The sequence below is a fragment of the Providencia sp. PROV004 genome (assembly GCF_011045615.1).
In the GTDB taxonomy this organism is placed as follows: Bacteria; Pseudomonadota; Gammaproteobacteria; order Enterobacterales; family Enterobacteriaceae; genus Providencia; species Providencia rettgeri.
In genome coordinates this window covers 109,244-128,296 of the sequence record NZ_CP042859.1, presented here as the reverse complement: position 1 = coordinate 128,296, position 19,053 = coordinate 109,244, and the positions used below count along the sequence as shown (strand labels likewise).

Sequence of the window (19,053 nt, the reverse complement as noted above, 5' to 3'; positions counted from 1 at the left end):
CAAAATCAACCATTCCTGCACTCAGTGAGTGCGGCTCGACTGGATAATTTTGGGGTCACAATTCATCCATACAGAAAGCAGTCACATAAGGTGATGCCCTCATTCTCGGTGATGACGCGCCCTTAATCCCCAGGCCGCGTCTCCCTATATCAACATGCCTATACATTTAGTAAGCGGTTAACGAAAGACGCTAGAAACGTCCTTTACCAATTCAGCCTCATTCTGTTGAGACAGCGGAATAATCACATCCTGAATAAAGCACTCCCACGACACCGATAAAATAGACAAAATTTGGTTGAGCTGGTGAAGATTGATGGACGTAACACCACGCTCATAACGTGAAACATGTTGCTGACTAATTTTTAATTGCACCCCAAGTGCTTTCCCTGAAAAACCTCGGTTCACTCGCTTATTACGAATAAATTTACCCGTAGCCACGTTCAGCCGCTTAGGTGAAATACACGGAGAATCAATACATGCACCGGGATCACTGTGCACTAATGCATAGTGTGACGGCGTAGTAATGAAGGTCATAATAATGCTCCTTACACTGTTAGCAAAAAATCACTTAGTATATTGAAAAAAATATGTATCCCCAGAAATCGCGCTAAAATAAAATGCTATAATGTCTTCATTTTCAATAAATATTAATGAGCGGTATTTCACCATTAAATTATAAAAATAAAAAAAAACACTCGCGAGTAAAAATAAAATATAATAAACAATCTCAACCAAGATATTATTTATCAACGAATTTAAAATCAGTGTTAACTGATATTAAAATAACGAGAAATATTAATAAAAAGATAAAAATTAAATGAATAAATAAACCACCTCAAGTGAAATTGACTTATTAGAATATAGAGCCACATCCTAAATGGGTAAAGCTGGTTGTACCTTTGGATAGACTGATAATGATAGTTAGTAGCTATTAATCATATAGTGATCGATCGCCACAACAGATCATAATGGGGCGGCAAATATTAACAATCTTTATAACACATTGTTATATAGTGGTATTTAGGTTTATCCTTTATAGGTGTATTTCATCATTGCCAATCTCAAATTTAATTTAGGGTGGTTATTGTAACGTAATTGACCACTGCGTCAGAAATAATTACTTACATCCTGTAATTAAATGGATGTACTTTATAATATCTTGTAGTCTTATTATTTTAATATTTTTTCGTTTTAAGAAAAAAAAGAGCGAAAAATGATCAATTATTATTTATTTTTTATTAAGAATAAATAATCATTGCTTCTAAAATAATCGATTTTAACTAGCATAGTTATAAAAATTGATTAATGGGATATGTCACTCTAAATTAATTGCTGAAACACTTGTTATATCGTCATTTATAAATTAGGTATTTTTTATCTGTCATTACTGATTAATCAGATTATTGGCCATATGTTCAATGTGTTGATGGGAGTATTTTTAAGATAGGCAGAGATTTCTTGCAAATCGATGGATCCGTGCACTGAAGATTTATTTCAAATATAAATATGATTGATGATAAACAGTGCGATCTACATTTTGAATACTTTGGATTTCATGAAATTGGATAAGAGGGGAGTATACGTAGCACAGTGAAGGCCCGTAAAATTATTTTTAAAAATGATACGACGAATACCAGGAGTAAAAAACCTCAGGCTTCTTCTCTCGCCAAACAAACTCAAGACGTCGCTTGTGTGGGCGACTCTGTCTATTGCCCTTCATGTAAAAAAATAGGCACTATCGTTGAAGGGGGATAGCTTAATATTAGCACTCAGAATAAAAAATAAAGTCTAGGTAATAACCACCTTTACGAATATTCGTAAAGGTAGCTAAATGATATTATTTAGTTTGAATTGTGCTCTAACTCATCCATGTAATCTGCATACCACTGCATCATTTCCCTGCGCCCATCTATATACTGAGCGAGGTTAAACACCAATAGAAAGCATTTTTTCTTTGCCTGCAAAGCGATACTTCATTCTCCAATATTTAGAACCATTGCGATTAACTATCAGATATAACCCACCTGAATCAGAAAATTTGTAGGGCTTATCTAGCGGCTTTGCCGTTTTAATTTTTATATCACTCAGAGCCATAACAAAACCTCCGTAAGCCCTGGTTGATGTGGGGTAATTCCAGTTGAACTGAGTTGACTATGATTTGCTTTTATATGTTGAATTTAAAGGGTTTAATTGACTTCAATGGAGGTATGTTGAACTTGAGTGGCGGAAGATCACAGGAGTCGAACCTGCCCGGGACTGCTGGCAGCCCCAACTGGATTTGAAATCCAGCCGCCTCACCGGAGACGACGATCTTCCTCTATAGATTGGAAAGTGATTATAGACTGAATTCATTATTTTCCAAAGCATTGAAACTACAACTATTGCCTTTATTGATAAAAGCCAACAAAAAACCCATTTATTGATAAGTGTTAATAAGAAAAAACGTTAGATTGATATTGAGGTTTGTACATCTGCCCCCATATACTTTCTTATATTCGCTATGGCGTACTGGTTATATGATCCATAACATTAACCCTATTTGGGTATAAGTTCGCCATTTAACTTTTATTGTCAATACAGTAAGCCTTGGCCTACGAGCACAAGCCTGCAATCACAGGATGTTTTATGACAAATTCATTATTAGCCGATTCCGCACTACCCCGCTTTTCTACTATAGAGCCTGCGGATGTTTTCCCCGCAGTCCAACATGTACTCAATGAATATCGCCAAACTGTAGAAAACCTGCTGAGTGCAACGGATCAATACACTTGGGACAACCTGTGCCAACCTTTAGAAGAAGCCAGCGATAAGCTTTCTCGTGTTTGGTCGCCAGTTAGTCATTTGCACTCTGTGAAAAACAGCCCAGAACTGCGCGAAGAGTATGAAAAATGCTTGCCGTTATTGTCTGAATTCAGTACTTGGATGGGGCAACATGAGCCTTTATATCAAGCATATAAGTCATTAAAAGAAGGGGCTGAATTTAATTCCCTTAGCCAAGCTCAACGTAAATCCATCGAAAATACCTTACGTGATTTTGAATTATCCGGCATTGGCTTACCCGCTGAAAAACAGCAACGTTACGGTGAAATCGTCGCACGTTTGTCGGAAATAGCGTCTAAATTTAGCAATAACGTTCTTGATGCTACCATGGGTTGGAGTAAGCTCATTAAAGACGAAAATGAATTAGCGGGTATGCCAGAAAGTGCAATTGCTGCAGCAAAAGCCATGGCTGAATCAAAAGGTGAAGAAGGCTACTTACTCACTCTTGATATGCCAAGCTATTTACCTGTTATGACCTATGCTGACAACGCAGAATTACGTCGTGAGATGAGCCATGCATATAGCACCCGTGCGTCTGACCAAGGCCCAAATGCAGGTAAATGGGATAACAGCGAATTAATTGATGAACTGATGGCTTTACGCCACGAACTAGCGCAATTATTAGGTTTTAAAAACTACGCAGAAAAATCCCTAGCGACCAAAATGGCCGAATCGCCAGAGCAAGTGCTGAATTTCCTCAATGATTTAGCCGACCGAGCTCATCAGCAAGGGGAAAATGAACTGGCTGAACTGACCGCTTTTGCTAAAGAGCATTATGGTGTCGATACGCTTGAATCATGGGATTTAGCCTATTACAGCGAAAAACAAAAACAGCATAAATTCTCATTAAATGATGAGCAGTTACGCCCTTATTTCCCTGAACAGCGCGTCCTGAATGGGTTATTCGAGGTTGTTCATCGTATCTATGGTTTAACCGCTAAAGAGCGCAATGACGTCGAAACATGGCATAAAGATGTACGTTTCTTCGAACTCTATGACGATACCAACACTCTGCGCGGTAGTTTCTACCTTGACCTCTACGCCCGCGAACATAAACGTGGTGGGGCTTGGATGGACGATTGTGTGGGTCGTATGGTGCATAAAGATGGCTCACTACAAAACCCTGTCGCTTACTTAACTTGTAACTTCAATAAGCCACTCGGTGATAAACCCGCCCTGTTTACCCATAATGAGGTCACTACCTTATTCCACGAATTTGGTCATGGTTTACATCATATGTTAACGCAAATTGATGTTGCAGATGTTGCAGGGATTAACGGTGTGCCATGGGATGCCGTCGAACTACCAAGCCAATTTATGGAAAACTGGTGCTGGGAGCCCGAAGCCCTCGAATTTATTTCTGGCCATTATGAAACAGGCGAACCATTACCAACAGAAATGCTCAATAGCATGTTAGCGGCGAAGAATTACCAGTCAGCTATGTTTGTTCTGCGTCAGTTGGAATTTGGTCTATTTGACTTCACCTTACACGCTGAATATGACCCAGCAAAAGGGGCGCAAGTCATGCCAACGTTATATGCAATTAAAGATAAAGTCGCAGTGGTTCCTTCACCAAAATGGTCGCGCTTCCCACATGCCTTTAGCCATATCTTTGCGGGGGGATACGCCGCAGGTTATTACAGCTACTTGTGGGCAGATGTACTCGCGGCAGATGCATACTCACGCTTCAGTGAAGAAGGTATCTTTAATCGTCAAACGGGTCAGTCCTTCCTCGACAATATCCTAAGTCGTGGGGGTTCTGAAGAGCCAATGGCACTGTTTGAACGCTTCCGTGGCCGCAAACCAGAACTCGATGCGATGTTAAAGAGCTATGGTATCCATGGCTAATGACATTGCGATCCAGTTGATCTGTGAAGAGGGTGCCGATCCTGGCACGCTCTCTCAACTTTCTGAAAAATGGCAGCTTTCTCATACCCCTGATGCCGTTATGGCTGTCGTGCTTACGCCTGAAAATTTACAACTGCGTAAGCTAGATGAACCTAAATTAGGGGGAATTTTTGTCGACTTCGTCTCTGGGGCTATGGCCCATCGCCGTAAATTTGGAGGGGGTCGTGGTGAAGCGGTCGCCAAAGCTGTGGGAATCAAAAAAGATTATATTCCCGATGTGGTTGATGCCACTGCTGGCCTAGGGCGTGATGCCTTTGTTCTCGCCGCTCTCGGTTGCCATGTCCGCATGTTGGAACGTCACCCTGTGGTTGCTGCCCTATTAGACGATGGCTTACAACGGGGCTATCAAGATGCAGAAATTGGCCCATGGTTACAAGAGCGAATGTCATTGATCCATGCATCCAGTATTACCGCTCTGAGTGAAATAACCCACGCGCCTGATGTTATCTATCTCGACCCGATGTACCCTCATCGGCAAAAAAGTGCTTTAGTGAAGAAGGAAATGCGAGTATTTCAGTCATTGGTGGGAGCAGATGATGATGCAGATTCATTATTAGCCCCTGCGATTGCTTTGGCTAAACGTAGAGTCGTTGTTAAGCGCCCTGACTATGCAGAGCCCCTTGCGGGACAAAAAGCGCCATCAGCGATTACCACTAAAAACCATCGGTTTGATATCTATCCATGCATTAAAAATAACGAATAAACGTAACGGCGAAGGGCGTATGTACAGGTGAATTTATCAGTATGATACAGCCGCCCTTTCGCGTACGTTTTGAGGTCAGAGAATTACAACACACCCTGCCCAAGCATTGCATCAGCGACTTTTACAAAGCCCGCGATATTAGCACCTTGAACATAGTTTGTTTGTTTCTCTTCGCCACCGAATTCCACACAGTGCTGGTGAATATCCAACATGATATGGTGTAGACGAGCGTCAACTTTTTCTGCTTTCCAACCTAGACGAGCCGCATTTTGAGCCATCTCAAGACCTGACGTTGCCACACCACCTGCATTAGCTGCTTTACCTGGAGCAAACAGCACTCCCGCTTCAAGGAACAGTTCGGTTGCAGGGATCGTCGTTGGCATATTAGCCCCTTCAGCGACCGCTTTAACACCATTTTTGATTAACACTTTTGCTGCATCAACATCCAGCTCATTTTGTGTTGCACATGGCAAAGCAATATCGACAGACACATTCCATGGTTGCTGGCCCGCTAAGTAAGTTAAGCCAAACTCTTTTGCATATTCTTCAATACGACCATAGTTGTTTTTGATTTCTTCCAAACGTGCAAGTTTTTCTGTTGTAAAACCTTCTTCATCAACCACAGTACCGCTTGAATCAGAAGCTGTAACCACTTTAGCGCCAAGCTCCATACATTTTTCAATGGTGTACTGTGCAACGTTACCTGAACCGGAAACTGCTACACGCATCCCTTCAAAGCCTAGGCCATGGCGTTTTAGCATTGCATTTGTGAAATAAACCAAACCGTAACCGGTTGCTTCAGGGCGAATTAAACTACCACCAAAAGACAATCCTTTACCGGTGAATACACAAGAAGTGTCATTAGACAGTTTTTTCATCATACCTGTCATAAAGCCCACTTCACGTCCACCCACACCAATATCCCCCGCAGGGACGTCAGTATTAGAACCAATATGGCGATAAAGTTCTGTCATCAATGCTTGGCAAAAACGCATCACTTCGCCATGGCTTTTACCTTTAGGATCAAAGTCAGAGCCACCTTTACCACCACCCATTGGCAATGTGGTCAGGGCATTTTTCAGTGTTTGTTCAAAGCCTAAGAATTTCAGAATGGATAAATTCACAGATGGATGAAAACGCATACCACCCTTGAATGGGCCGATTGCAGAGCTAAATTGTACACGCCATGCACGGTTGACTTGAACTTTACCTTGGTCGTCTACCCAACACACTCGAAATTGAATCACACGTTCAGGTTCAACAAAACGCTCAAGTAATGCTTGGTCACGATACTTCGCATTTTGCTCTAAGAACGGCCAAAGGGAAGTGAATACTTCACGTACCGCTTGTAAAAATTCAGGTTGAGAAGGGTCTCTTTTTTGGACAGACTCCAAGAACGAAGATAGTGATTGTGTCATCTATGTCTTCCTTTTTAACATGTAGTTGTTGTGATGTGCCTCACTCTTTCTTATCATTATTTTTAGGAAATGTGAGGTTGATTTGCGTTTGCCTATTGAATATATCATTAGTTTGTATTCTAAATTCAAGGTTTTTTTTCACTCTATAGCAAAATAAATTGCTTGACCTGCCAATAACTACCTCAAAATACATATTTTGAAACAAAAAAAACGCCTGCATAAGCAAGCGTTTTTAGTGAATAATATTTCAAACAACGTGATATGGATTATTCTTCATCATCATTTAGTGGCACAATCAACATATCCACATGGACTGTATTGATTAGTTGGCGAGCAGACGACATCAGCTTGCTCCAGAAATCTTGGTGGTGCCCACAGACCACTAAATCCATATTGTATTTTTTGATGGCATCGACCAGTACTTGGCCTAGATCACCACTACCGCTGAGTGTTTCTTGAATTTCATAACCTGCACCTGCAGACAAATCTTTCAGAGCATTACGCGTTTCATCAGTAATACGTTGCTGCATGTCACCAAGATTGACATCAATAAGACCGGTATAGAGGTCTGAATAGTTAACATCAACATGGATCATAGATACTTTGGCCCCGTAAGGTTTTGCCATAGAGACAGCCTTATCCAGTAATACTTTACTTTCAGGTGATAAATCTACCGCAACGAGAATATGTTTGTAAGCCATAAGTAAACTCCTTCCGAATGCTGATTATCTGGTGGTTATGCCTTCACCACATCTTTATGAATACTATACCTGCTAATTGTGATTATTAAGTGTTGCTTTGATCACATCTAAGCAGATTAACCTTAAAATCATCACTTCATATAACATTTTATAAAACAATAACATCATTCATTCAATATTAATATATTGCCCTAAAAAATTCGAGTTATGGAGACTCTTTAGCTTAGTAAAACAACAAAGTTGCCCAGCAAACTGTGATATTAAAGTTCAGTAACTCAGGTTTATTTTCTTCAATATAAACAAAAGGTCATCACAAATTTGCGCTAATTGCACTTTTTTTAAACAATAATTTATCCTACAATAAAATAACTGAGTATAAGTATAATTTTTCTGCTGTATTTCCTTTGCGACAATTGCTGTGAGCTTGAGCTAGGTTCTAAGGAGAGGATTATGTTCAGTATGATTGCATTGTTTTGGGCATTATGCATTTTGTGCATCTTAAATATGATGCGGTACTTTTCTTCCGTTCGTGTTCTATTGTCTATTTTAAGGGATTCAGACCCTCTGCTTTATCAATCCGTTGATGGTAATGGTTTTTTTACTACACACGGCCAGCTAAACAAACAACTCCGGTTAGTTCGATACATAAATAACAAACAATACCTTGAACATTATGACCCTGAAGTTATTTTGCGTTGTGAGCGAATCCGTAAGCAATTCATGATGATAAGCAGGCTCAGCATACTTGTTATCGTGAGTTTAGCGTATTTATTGATAACAGGTTAACTGTGATCGTAACTTTCTAATGAAAAAATAGTGATGGCCTTTCGATCATCACTATTTTGTATATGTAGATTACTGTGTTCATGTAACTGTTAAAGGCTCCATACTCATGTATGAAGCCAAAATTAGCGCGACTAGATAAACAACAGCGATAGCCAGTATAAACCGCCGGATAACACAATGGACACCGGTAAAGTTAATAACCATGCTAGCGCAATGCTTTTAATGGTTTTTGTTTGTACACCACCACCATCGACAACCATCGTACCCGCCACTGCAGAAGATAAAACCTGCGTTGTTGAAACTGGCATACCAGTATAACTTGCCACACCGATAGAGACTGCCGCAGTTACCTGAGCAGATACACCTTGCGCATAAGTCATACCTTTCTTACCAATTTTCTCACCAATGGTCACAGCAACACGCTGCCAACCAAACATGGTGCCTAATGATAATGCTAAAGCAACCGCAATAATGATCCACAATGGTGCATATTCAACGGTATACAGCAAATCATTACTGAGTTTTTTCAGTAAGCTGGCATCTTTGGAACTGGTTTCTGGTAATTTTGCAACCGCATTCGCAGTATCAGAGATACACATCAGCAAACGGCGTGCGTGGTTACGTTGGTCTGGTGTCAGCTCTTCATAACTTTGAATGCCATCAAGCATCGTTTGCGCTTGATTTAAAATAGCGCCAGTACGTGTGCTATCACAATGGAATTCACCACCGGGTTCATCACTACTTTCTGCAACGGTCGGGGCATTTTCTATTGCATGGTTTAACGCTGGTTTATGTGTTTCATAGTATTGTTGCAGGTGGACAACCGCATCATGTGTTTTTGCGATGTCATAACCGTTAGAATTCATATTCATAACGAAACCTGCTGGAGCAACACCAATTAGCACCAGCATGATAAGACCGATGCCTTTCTGACCATCGTTCGCACCATGGGAGAAACTCACCCCAACTGCTGACAAAATCAATGCAGTACGGGTCCAGAATGGCGGCTTACGCTTACCATCTTTTTTCTCACGTTCCGCAGGTGTTAAGTGAATACGACGACGTTTCTTTGTGCCACTCCAATAACGGCGCAAAAAGAAAATCATCAAACCGGCAATCACAAAACCGATAGCGGGAGACAAAATTAATGACATGAAAATACTGATCATTTTCGGTATATTCAAGGCATCAACGACAGACGAATCAGTCACAATCGCGTTGGTTAAACCCACCCCGATTATCGCCCCGATAAGTGTGTGTGAACTGGAAGCAGGAATACCTAAGTACCAAGTTCCAAGGTTCCAAATAATTGCAGCCAAGAGCAATGAGAAAACCATTGCAAGGCCGTGAGCTGAGCTCACATTAAGCAAGAGGTCTGTTGGTAAGAGATGGACAATGGCATATGCAACGCTCAACCCTCCCAGCAAGACACCAAAAAAGTTAAAAACCCCTGCCATGACAACTGCGAACTGAGCCCGCATTGCTCTGGTATAAATAACCGTTGCTACCGCGTTAGCGGTGTCATGGAAGCCATTTATAGCCTCATAGATCAGCACAAACAACAGTGCCAGAACTAATAATAGACCTGTATGAAATTCTAAACCTGTAAAAAGATGTAGCATAGACGTTAAGCCATTATATGTTGGACATGAACGCGGCGCATTATCAGTGACAAACGCTGGCGGTGGAAGCAAAATCTAACCTTTTTTTGATTTAACTACCCATCAAAAAAGTACCTCATAGCAATTACCCCATATATTTCAATGAATTGCAGCAATCAAACTTATTCTGAATTTTTGAAACTTTTTAACGATATTTCCAGAAAATAATCGTTGTTTGCTTTTTTTAGACGAATTTCTCTAATTATAATACGTCCTGTATAGTTTTCATCAGTTCTTCCTCAAAGCTTTACATTACAATCTCGATGAGATGACGTAAAATATCCCAGTTATCAATGTAATTATGCTTAAAATCAAACATATATAGAGACACTTATTGTGAAAAATTTCGACGTTATTATTTTAGGTGCTGGCGCAGCAGGTTTATTTTGTGCCTCACACTCTGGCAAACGCGGTTTGAAAACGCTAGTGGTTGATAACGGGAAAAAATTAGGCAGGAAAATATTGATGTCCGGTGGCGGACGCTGCAATTTCACTAATATGTATACAGAGCACAGTAATTACATTTCTACGAACCCGCACTTTTGTAAGTCAGCACTTGCTCGCTATACACAGTGGGATTTTATTGACTTAGTCGCTAAATATAATATCCCTTATCATGAAAAAACCTTAGGGCAGCTTTTTTGTGATAATAGCGCACAAGATATCGTCGATATGCTGCAAAGTGAGTGTAACCTACCTAATATCACTATTAAGTTACGTAGTGAGGTCACTGCCGTTGACAAAATAGATGATGGTTTTTTAGTCACGATTAACGGCTCTCAAGTAAGTACCCACTCACTTGTCGTTGCAACCGGCGGCTTATCGATGCCTGGTTTAGGTGCAACCCCCTTTGGCTATCGCCTTGCGGAACAGTTTGGGCATACTATTATTCCAACACGAGCAGCACTGGTGCCCTTCACTTTACATAAACCCCTTTTAGAAACATTGCAGGTACTTTCAGGCATCTCTGTCCCTGCAACGGTAACAGCAGCAAATGGCACCGTATTTAAAGAAAATATTTTATTCACCCATCGGGGGCTTTCTGGTCCAGCCATTTTGCAAATATCCAGCTACTGGAACCCTGGTGAGTACGTAAGTATTAACTTACTTCCCGATATTGCCGTAAATGATTTTATCGCTTCAGAGAAACACCAGCACCCAAATCAATCGTTGAAAAATACCTTAGCAAAAATACTACCTAAACGGCTAATTGAGATATTACAAGCTCAAGGGCAAATCCCTGAATGTGCGCTAAAACAGCTTAACCATCCTCAAATTGAAGCGTTGCACACCACATTACACCAATGGCAGGTACAACCTAATGGAACGGAAGGGTACCGCACAGCTGAAGTAACATTAGGTGGCGTTGATACTCACGAAATATCGTCTAAAACCATGCAATCGCTTAAAGTGTCTGGCCTGTACTTTATTGGTGAGGTGATGGATGTAACTGGCTGGCTCGGAGGTTATAATTTTCAATGGGCATGGAGTTCCGCGGCTGCATGTGCGGAAAGCTTGCCTCTCCCTTTCACTGAATAATAGGAAAAAGACTGGAAACATACTCAGTCTTAACTCGACGCTTAACGGAATTGTTCTGTTAGGAGTATCCTCCTGTATTGATGCCCAGAAAATCTTAATCCATTGAAAAATAATGGTTAATATTTAATTTCATATAAATCATATAATTGCAGTTTTAATTATAAGATATATTATTTTGGTTAAAAATAATGCTTTACAAACGATAGTGATAACTATTATCATTATCATCACTTCCTCGATAGGGTTACTTAGTCACCCTTTTGCAGGGGGTACGACATTGCTCACATTGCTTCCAGTGTTTACTTTAGCCAGCCTTGCGCTGGCTATTTTTTTATCCACACCACAATTTTCTGCAATCACCGCGTATCTTATTCAAATTTTTTGGATCCTATGGTTAATGGGAGCTACTTTTCTCTGCGTATAAATTGGTTAAACTGTCATCAACACATTTAGAGCGAGTTCAACCAAGGTTGAAATCCGTACAGGAGAGAACACGATGATTTATTTACGCAAAGCAAACGAACGTGGTCATGCAAACCATGGATGGCTCGACAGTTGGCATACTTTTTCATTCTCTAGCTACTATGATGAGCAATTTATGGGCTTTTCTGCACTGAGAGTGATTAACGAAGACTTTATTGCTGCGGGCCAAGGGTTTGGAACCCACCCCCATAAAGATATGGAAATATTGACCTATGTGCTCAATGGGACTGTCGAACATAAAGACAGCATGGGCAATATGGAGCAAATCCCTGCGGGTGAATTCCAAATTATGAGTGCAGGTACGGGTATTCGTCATTCTGAATACAACCCAAGCAATGAAGAAGAGCTACACCTGTACCAAATTTGGATCATTCCTGAGAGAACGGGTATTGAGCCACGTTATGAGCAAAAACGGTTCGATTCCAAAGATGGCAAGCAATTGGTGCTATCACCGGATGCACGTGATGGCTCATTAAAAGTTTATCAAGATATGGAACTGTGGCGCTGGGCATTACCTGCAAATGAAACACACACTCATGCGGTCGCTGATAAGCGAGTTGTATGGATTCAAGTCGTCAAAGGGAATGTGGAAATCAATGGCCAAAAAGCAACCACCAGCGATGGTTTAGCTATTTGGCAAGAAACAGCACTCACCATCAAAGCAAGTGAAGATAGTGAAATCCTGTTGTTTGACTTACCATCCGCAGAATAATCATTTTCACAACAAAAAAGGCTCTACATTGGTAGAGCCTTTATTATTTATTGATTCACAAAACTAATTACAGTTTTGGCCCGGCTTTCACCAGTGCAGCACCTGCTGGCGTGTCCGTGTACTTATCAAAGTTATTCACGAAACGTTCTGCTAAGTCTTGCGCTTTTTCATCCCACTGCGCTTTGTCTGCATAAGTATTACGTGGGTCAAGGATATTGGTATCCACACCCGGTAATGCTGTTGGGACTTCTAAATCGAACACAGGCAGTTTAATCATGTCCGCTTTTTCGATATCACCACTTAAAATAGCATCGATGATGGCACGAGTATCTTTGATGGAGATACGTTTGCCTGTACCGTTCCAGCCTGTATTCACTAAGTAAGCTTTCGCGCCAGCCGCTTCCATACGTTTAACTAATACTTCAGCGTATTGTGTTGGGTGCAATGATAAGAATGCAGCGCCAAAACATGCAGAGAATGTCGGAGTCGGTTCCGTCACACCACGCTCTGTCCCTGCTAATTTCGCGGTAAAGCCTGATAGGAAGTGGTACTGCGTTTGTTCAGGCGTTAAACGAGAAACAGGTGGCAACACACCAAATGCATCTGCGGTTAAGAAGATAACTTTTGTTGCATGGCCCGCTTTAGAAACAGGTTTTACAATGTTGTCAATGTGGTAGATTGGATAAGAAACACGGGTATTTTCCGTTTTTGAACCATCATTGAAATCAACTGTACCATCTGCCAACACCATCACGTTTTCCAATAACGCATCACGTTTGATAGCGCCATAGATGTCTGGCTCAGCTTCTTTAGATAAGTTGATCGTTTTTGCGTAGCAACCGCCTTCAAAGTTGAATACGCCGTCATCATCCCAACCGTGTTCATCGTCACCAATTAACTTACGTTTTGGATCGGTAGAAAGTGTGGTTTTACCTGTTCCAGATAAACCAAAGAAAATGGCGACATCGCCTTTTTCGCCGACGTTAGCAGAACAGTGCATAGATGCAATGCCTTTTAATGGCAGCAGGTAGTTCATCATAGAGAACATACCTTTCTTCATTTCGCCACCATACCAAGAGCCACCGATCAGTTGCATGCGCTCTGTTAAGTTGAACGCAACAAAGTTTTCTGAATTCAAACCTTGTGCTTCCCAATTCGGGTTAGTACATTTCGCGCCGTTCATGACGATGAAATCAGGTTCGAAGCCCACTAGCTCTTCATCTGATGGGCGAATGAACATGTTTTTAACGAAATGCGCCTGCCATGCAACTTCAGTGATGAAACGTACTTTTAGACGAGTGTCGGCGTTCGCACCACAGAATGCATCAATGATAAACAAACGTTTACCAGACAGTTGTTCAGTCACTAAATGTTTGAGATCCGCCCAAACTTCTTGTGACATCGGTTTGTTGTCGTTTTTACCTTTACCTTGGTCTGCCCACCAAACTGTATCGCGAGTCACGTCATCACGTACAATATATTTATCTTTTGGTGAACGACCAGTAAAGATACCTGTATCAACCGCAACAGCACCTAAAGTGGTTACTGTTCCACGCTCATAACCTTCAAGTCCTGGCTTAGTTTCTTCCGTGAATAATAGCTCGTAACTTGGGTTATAAACCACTTCAGCTACATCATGAATACCGTACTTTTCAAGTTCCTTCAGGGTAATGCTTTTAGCGCTCATTATATTGCTCCTGGTAAACATAATTAATCTGCGGATGATCATAATTCTTTACGACTAATTAACAGCGATTGCTATCAAAGAATTGAAAATGTATAATTTTTTTTAATTCATAATGAGACTTAGAGCACGTAATAATGCTTTAAAATTATAAAAAAAGGGTGCAGAATTGCACCCTTGTCACATAATTAGGTTGCTAAATCGTATCAGTGAAGTTGCTGATTTAGCTCATTATTTAACCCTTGAAGATCGGATTCAATAAATACGTAATGTGAGCCACAAAATTCACACTCCATATCAATTTTTCCATCTTTGTGTAAAATATCGATAACATCTTCCTTCGGTAACGTCGCTAATGTACTTTCGCAACGCTCCCTTGAACAAGTACAACGAAACTCGACAGATTGTGGGTCATATAACGTGACATCTTCTTCATGATAAAGACGATGTAAAACCTCTTTCACATCCAATGTGCTCAGCTCTTGGCCTTTAATTGTGGCTGTCAGTTGCACTAAGTGGTCAAAGAAATCATGGCTTGTTTCATTTGCCGCTGGTAAAACTTGCAACAACATGCCACCTGCACTTGGTTTCCCATCTACTTCACCCACACGAATGAATAAACGGGTTGGCAATTGCTCTGACTGGCGGAAATAGGCATCAATGCTTTCTTCAATAGAATCCCCTTCGATCGCCACAATTCCTTGATAACGTTCACCTTGATTCGGTGTGATGGTAATCACCATAAAACCATTACCAATCATCTGCTTCAGAGTGCTACCAGCCACAACAGGGCCATCTACACGTGCAACACCACGCATCTGTTGTAAATTATTACCGTTGATAACCGCCAGATTAACCGGCCCATCCCCTTGAATTTGGACAGTAATATCACCATCAAACTTCAACGTTGCCGTCAATAAACTGGTAGCAACAAGTAACTCACCTAACAAACCTTTCACCGCTGTTGGGTAGTCATGGTTTTCTAAAATATGTTCAAAGGTTTCATCAACACTGATCATTTCCCCACGAACGGAATGTTGCTCAAATAAAAAACGGTGGAGTAAGTCTTGGTTTGCCATAATATCTCTCTATTGCTCGGGCTGTTGCTCAGGCCGTCATCAAGACGACTCATGAGAATTTGTTTGTTTAAACTTTAATAGAGTACGCCGTTCTTTCTTATCTGGACGTCGCTCTGGATGCGGCATCGTAAGTGCATTCATCTTACGCGCTTGTGCCATTTTCTCTCGTTGTTCAATACTTTCTACGGTTTCACAGTACAGAAACTGTGCTTCCGGCGCGCCTTTACGCTGGCTACTAATTTGCATGATTTCAACCGTCCGTTCATCATTACCTTGTCGAAGCTTAACGATTCCGTGTAACTCAACAATCTTCCCGGGCTTAGCTCTTTGCCCATTATAATGAACTTTACCACCTTCAATCATTTCACGGGCGACTGCACGCGTTTTATAAAATCGCGCAGCCCACAGCCATTTATCAAGGCGAACAGATTCTATAGTGGATTGATTCATGGTGCCTCCTCAACATAAGTCTGAATCAAACTAAGAAGAGGCTCCCTCTATTTTCGGGATGATACTATCGACGATAGGAAGGGGGATTAGCCTCAAAGCATTTATCATAATATTCTGTGATATTACGCAAACGCTTCTTATTATTCAAAACACGTAGCACAATCAACGAACCATTTAACAAAGCACACACTAACAAAAACAGGATAAAAATCGCACTACGTATATACTGAGATACCACTTTTGAATTGGGCTCTTCATGCAACACAATTTGCAATGTGCCATTAGCATCTACTGATAAACTCGTAATGACCCCTTCAATATTGAACGGTGTATTGATTAGAAGATTTGATAACCTTTGCAATTCTTGCCAACGCTGTAATGGCGATAACTCATTAAAAGAAGCTCCCGGTATCGAATCGACTAAAGGCTTATTTTCATCACTAATTAATAAAACACCTCCAGGAGGCGGACTATTAATTTTACGCACTTCTCTGTCTATTTCTGTCCTGATAAAATCATATATGGTGTCTTCCACGATGTTTTCCAAGGCCTCTGCGCTACCCGCACGCAATAAAACATGAGCCCCTTTTAATTTTCCTGTGGATGCTTTCTTTACTAATGTAGGCCAATCCTCTGTACTTCCTAAGTTAGTCAGTGCATTTTTTAATTTTAAGCAGTTATCCGAATTATGGCACAGTTGTTCTGTTCCCATAATAATAGCCGAAAAATCAAAGATGATATTCATCCCAGATTTCATAATATCGCGCTGTAACCTTGGATTAACCCCGACTGAGTTTTTGTCTGGATGTAATTGGCTTTTGACAGTATCAAGCAATGATATTGAACGTTCGACAACCTCTGATTGAGGTTCAGTCAGTAAACTAACATCATTCCAATAAATACCAGAGCAATCAAACGGTACAAATTGAGCTTGGTTTTCTTTATTCAAATTCGGTGGGCGGTAACACATCCCTTTACCTTGGGCAACTAATGTATCCCCAACTTTAAGCTGACGAGCAACGAGATCATTAGGGTTTTCAACCGTGATTTTCTCTGTACCACCTAACCAAGCAAAACCCAGTTTTATCGGCAGCCCCATCGGTTGATATGCAAATATCAGAGACATCGTTAATAATGCCCCAACTAACATCAATACATTCTTCTTGAACCGTTTATATGGGTAATAACGTTCTTCTTCATGCAACGAAAGGTATTTACCGTGTCTAACTACCTCACCCGTTGCATAAAAATCAATATTAACGGCTTGGTTTTCTTCGTATTTTAAATAATTTCCCCAATGACTGGGGTAATGCAAATCAATCCCCGCAATAGAGGTATTTGTTGAGTATTTTTTATCAAGCTCTCCATAAAGTTCCCAACGCTTTGGCTGACCATGAATACATTGAATATCTTGGTATTTTCGAGGAAACATCCTAGAGCGAAAAAGAACAAGTAACCCAATGACAAACGTAATCATTGAAATCACTAACCCCGATTCCTGTAATAACGGGATTGAAACGAGGGTTAAATAACCAAATAAAAAACTCAGGCAAATGATCGCAGCGCCAAGCCAGCCCGTAGAATGGTGTAATCTATGCTCTTCTATCGTCTCTTTACGCACTTTTAATCGTTCAATGCTATGTTGGCCACGTTCTTGAATTGCAGCATCAGGCAATATTGAATCGAGTGGCACGCCAGTTTGCCATTCACTACTAAAATCTTTCAATGAGTGACTATTCATTGAAATAATCAATGGTAAATGATCTGTTTCGACTATCTCCATGACATTTTGGCGCTGCAAAAACGGTTCAAGCTGTGAAGGGAGCTGAACTTCAATGGTATCAATAAAATAACGCCAGCTATTTCCCTGCTCTTGGCGCAAATTAAAACGCGTTAATGAATGGCAAATTGTTGCTATTGTTGAATTTTTTTTGATTTGCCATGGATGTTGAGAAGAATTTATTGATACAGCAGAGCAATAATTTAAATACTGAGAGATGGTTTGGTAATCTGAATCAATCATTTTTCTAAATGATGGTGACGCTACAGAGGGTATTTGATAGACGCCAGAACGCCGCCCCCGCCTAAAATATAGGAAGGAAGCCATTATAGTCAGGCTAATAACAATTATAGCCGTTATAATGACATGGTTCAGCATTGTTTCCCCAATGAAAAATGAATAAGAAAAGCATATCAACCATCAGGCTTTCTAAAAATAAGCCAATTCCTATTCTATTTAGGATTTTTATTTTAAATTACAACATCTTGTAAAAAATTTTTTTATTTATTCATCCGTGCTATTTTTGAACGACGATTATACTAACAGCATTTTATCGACTCGATAATATCTATCATTTTATTTTGATATAGGTCATAGTTGTACGGTGATTTCAAAATACGGGCAGTACTAAGTACAACGCGTCTCGTAAATCAATGAAATATGCTTTTAGCAATAGATTTCACTCATCCTGTTCGGAAATCGTTATGACAGAGTTAAAAAAACCAAAAATCTTGAATATTCAAGATGTTGCTCAATCAAAATTATTCAGCATTCAATCAGTTGACCTCGAATTTAGTAATGGCGAAAAACGAGTCTATGAAAGAATGCGGCCCGCAAAACGTGAAGCGGTTCTTATTGTTCCTATCATGGGTGATAACCTCATCCTCATTCGCGAATACGCTGTCGGAATTGAAAGCTATGAATTAGGCTTTCCCAAAGGTGCTATCGACCCCGGTGAAATAGCCATTGAAGCAGCCCAACGTGAACTCAAAGAAGAAATAGGTTATGGCGCTAATCACATTGTTCAGCTCGCCAAACTTACGATGTCACCATCATACTTCTCAAGTAAAATGAACATTCTTATCGCTCAAGACTTATACAGCGAAAAACTCGAAGGAGATGAGCCAGAACCACTACAACAAGAGCTATGGCCAATATCTCGAATGATGGAATTACTGGAACATCCTGATTTCAACGAAGCTCGGAATATTAGCGCACTTTTCTATCTAGAACGTTACTTAAAAAGTAGTAAGTAAAAACACTTATTATTGTATCAGCTGTATGTGATTTCCATAACCAATTATTAATATTGGCACATAATCGCCTGAT

14 protein-coding genes, 1 tRNA gene and 2 pseudogenes are annotated in these 19,053 nt (G+C 40.5%); 7 read left to right on the top strand and 10 right to left on the bottom strand.

Annotated features, from left to right (window positions below):
* Positions 1 to 177: 177 nt before the first annotated feature.
* Entirely contained in the window at positions 178 to 534 is a 357-nt protein-coding gene (locus FVA69_RS00545) for a helix-turn-helix domain-containing protein (protein ID WP_109912292.1), read from the bottom strand.
* Between the two features lie 1,044 nt (positions 535 to 1,578).
* Here FVA69_RS00545 and FVA69_RS21320 point away from each other — a divergent pair.
* A pseudogene (locus FVA69_RS21320) lies at positions 1,579 to 1,749 on the top strand (PAAR domain-containing protein); the annotation flags it as partial.
* Positions 1,750 to 1,929: 180 nt separating this feature from the next.
* Here FVA69_RS21320 and FVA69_RS00540 read toward each other — a convergent pair.
* Together FVA69_RS00540 and FVA69_RS00535 are read right to left on the bottom strand one after the other, a co-directional pair.
* Positions 1,930 to 2,094: pseudogene (locus tag FVA69_RS00540) on the bottom strand (Arm DNA-binding domain-containing protein); the annotation flags it as partial.
* A gap of 127 nt (positions 2,095 to 2,221) precedes the next feature.
* Positions 2,222 to 2,316 (bottom strand) — tRNA-Sec (locus tag FVA69_RS00535).
* Positions 2,317 to 2,625: 309 nt separating this feature from the next.
* Between FVA69_RS00535 and prlC the strand changes: the two genes are divergently transcribed.
* Complete coding sequence (prlC, locus tag FVA69_RS00530) at positions 2,626 to 4,668, top strand: oligopeptidase A (RefSeq protein WP_109913164.1); 2,043 nt, start codon at positions 2,626 to 2,628, stop codon at positions 4,666 to 4,668.
* Positions 4,661 to 5,431 (top strand): 16S rRNA (guanine(1516)-N(2))-methyltransferase RsmJ, encoded by a 771-nt coding sequence (gene rsmJ, locus FVA69_RS00525; RefSeq protein ID WP_109913165.1) that lies wholly within the window; start codon positions 4,661 to 4,663, stop codon positions 5,429 to 5,431. Before prlC ends, rsmJ begins: the two co-directional genes overlap by 8 nt.
* 83 nt (positions 5,432 to 5,514) lie before the next feature.
* Here the strand turns inward: rsmJ and gdhA are convergent, their stop codons facing one another.
* Together gdhA and uspA are read right to left on the bottom strand one after the other, a co-directional pair.
* Positions 5,515 to 6,849 (bottom strand): NADP-specific glutamate dehydrogenase, encoded by a 1,335-nt coding sequence (gene gdhA / locus FVA69_RS00520; RefSeq protein ID WP_117162895.1) that lies wholly within the window; start codon positions 6,847 to 6,849, stop codon positions 5,515 to 5,517.
* A 266-nt stretch (positions 6,850 to 7,115) separates the two neighbouring features.
* Entirely contained in the window at positions 7,116 to 7,550 is a 435-nt protein-coding gene (gene uspA / locus FVA69_RS00515; protein ID WP_004263149.1) for a universal stress protein UspA, read from the bottom strand.
* Between the two features lie 450 nt (positions 7,551 to 8,000).
* Here uspA and uspB point away from each other — a divergent pair, with 450 nt between their 5' ends.
* Entirely contained in the window at positions 8,001 to 8,336 is a 336-nt protein-coding gene (gene uspB / locus FVA69_RS00510) for a universal stress protein UspB (RefSeq protein ID WP_004906561.1), read from the top strand.
* 131 nt (positions 8,337 to 8,467) lie between these two features.
* Here uspB and pitA read toward each other — a convergent pair whose 3' ends face one another.
* A complete protein-coding gene (pitA, locus tag FVA69_RS00505; protein WP_004906562.1) occupies positions 8,468 to 9,958 on the bottom strand; it encodes an inorganic phosphate transporter PitA in 1,491 nt (496 codons plus the stop codon).
* A 375-nt stretch (positions 9,959 to 10,333) separates the two neighbouring features.
* Between pitA and FVA69_RS00500 the strand changes: the two genes are divergently transcribed.
* Positions 10,334 to 11,536 (top strand): NAD(P)/FAD-dependent oxidoreductase, encoded by a 1,203-nt coding sequence (locus FVA69_RS00500; RefSeq protein ID WP_164528247.1) that lies wholly within the window; start codon positions 10,334 to 10,336, stop codon positions 11,534 to 11,536.
* Between the two features lie 496 nt (positions 11,537 to 12,032).
* Positions 12,033 to 12,731, top strand: a complete 699-nt coding sequence (locus tag FVA69_RS00495; RefSeq protein ID WP_109913168.1) for a pirin family protein — start codon at positions 12,033 to 12,035, stop codon at positions 12,729 to 12,731.
* Positions 12,732 to 12,798: 67 nt separating this feature from the next.
* On the opposite strand, the gene pckA is transcribed toward FVA69_RS00495, so the two are convergent.
* The 4 genes from pckA to FVA69_RS00475 form a co-directional block, all read right to left on the bottom strand.
* On the bottom strand, positions 12,799 to 14,418 hold the full coding sequence (gene pckA, locus FVA69_RS00490; RefSeq protein WP_004906570.1) for a phosphoenolpyruvate carboxykinase (ATP): 1,620 nt from the start codon (positions 14,416 to 14,418) through the stop codon (positions 12,799 to 12,801).
* 203 nt (positions 14,419 to 14,621) lie between these two features.
* Positions 14,622 to 15,494, bottom strand: a complete 873-nt coding sequence (gene hslO, locus FVA69_RS00485) for an Hsp33 family molecular chaperone HslO (RefSeq protein WP_004263166.1) — start codon at positions 15,492 to 15,494, stop codon at positions 14,622 to 14,624.
* A 39-nt stretch (positions 15,495 to 15,533) separates the two neighbouring features.
* Positions 15,534 to 15,944: a ribosome-associated heat shock protein Hsp15 gene (gene hslR, locus FVA69_RS00480; protein ID WP_109913169.1), complete on the bottom strand. Its 411-nt coding sequence runs from the start codon at positions 15,942 to 15,944 to the stop codon at positions 15,534 to 15,536.
* Positions 15,945 to 16,008: 64 nt separating this feature from the next.
* Positions 16,009 to 18,102 carry an IgaA/UmoB family intracellular growth attenuator gene (locus FVA69_RS00475; protein WP_164528246.1) on the bottom strand — a complete coding sequence of 698 codons (2,094 nt, stop codon included), beginning with the start codon at positions 18,100 to 18,102 and terminating at the stop codon, positions 16,009 to 16,011.
* Positions 18,103 to 18,428: 326 nt separating this feature from the next.
* Here FVA69_RS00475 and nudE point away from each other — a divergent pair, with 326 nt between their 5' ends.
* Positions 18,429 to 18,980: an ADP compounds hydrolase NudE gene (gene nudE / locus FVA69_RS00470; RefSeq protein ID WP_004906579.1), complete on the top strand. Its 552-nt coding sequence runs from the start codon at positions 18,429 to 18,431 to the stop codon at positions 18,978 to 18,980.
* The last annotated feature ends 73 nt before the right edge of the window (positions 18,981 to 19,053 follow it).

Bases quoted from the DNA above. Each gene is read 5' to 3' on its own strand.
- uspA (WP_004263149.1), bottom strand. From the start codon at position 7,550: ATGGCTTACAAACATATTCTCGTTGCGGTAGATTTATCACCTGAAAGT.
- pckA (WP_004906570.1), bottom strand. From the start codon at position 14,418: ATGAGCGCTAAAAGCATTACCCTGAAGGAACTTGAAAAGTACGGTATT.
- FVA69_RS00475 (WP_164528246.1), bottom strand. From the start codon at position 18,102: ATGCTGAACCATGTCATTATAACGGCTATAATTGTTATTAGCCTGACT.
- pitA (WP_004906562.1), bottom strand. From the start codon at position 9,958: ATGCTACATCTTTTTACAGGTTTAGAATTTCATACAGGTCTATTATTA.
- hslO (WP_004263166.1), bottom strand. From the start codon at position 15,494: ATGGCAAACCAAGACTTACTCCACCGTTTTTTATTTGAGCAACATTCC.
- rsmJ (WP_109913165.1), top strand. From the start codon at position 4,661: ATGGCTAATGACATTGCGATCCAGTTGATCTGTGAAGAGGGTGCCGAT.
- FVA69_RS00545 (WP_109912292.1), bottom strand. From the start codon at position 534: ATGACCTTCATTACTACGCCGTCACACTATGCATTAGTGCACAGTGAT.
- prlC (WP_109913164.1), top strand. From the start codon at position 2,626: ATGACAAATTCATTATTAGCCGATTCCGCACTACCCCGCTTTTCTACT.
- hslR (WP_109913169.1), bottom strand. From the start codon at position 15,944: ATGAATCAATCCACTATAGAATCTGTTCGCCTTGATAAATGGCTGTGG.
- nudE (WP_004906579.1), top strand. From the start codon at position 18,429: ATGACAGAGTTAAAAAAACCAAAAATCTTGAATATTCAAGATGTTGCT.
- FVA69_RS00495 (WP_109913168.1), top strand. From the start codon at position 12,033: ATGATTTATTTACGCAAAGCAAACGAACGTGGTCATGCAAACCATGGA.
- gdhA (WP_117162895.1), bottom strand. From the start codon at position 6,849: ATGACACAATCACTATCTTCGTTCTTGGAGTCTGTCCAAAAAAGAGAC.
- uspB (WP_004906561.1), top strand. From the start codon at position 8,001: ATGTTCAGTATGATTGCATTGTTTTGGGCATTATGCATTTTGTGCATC.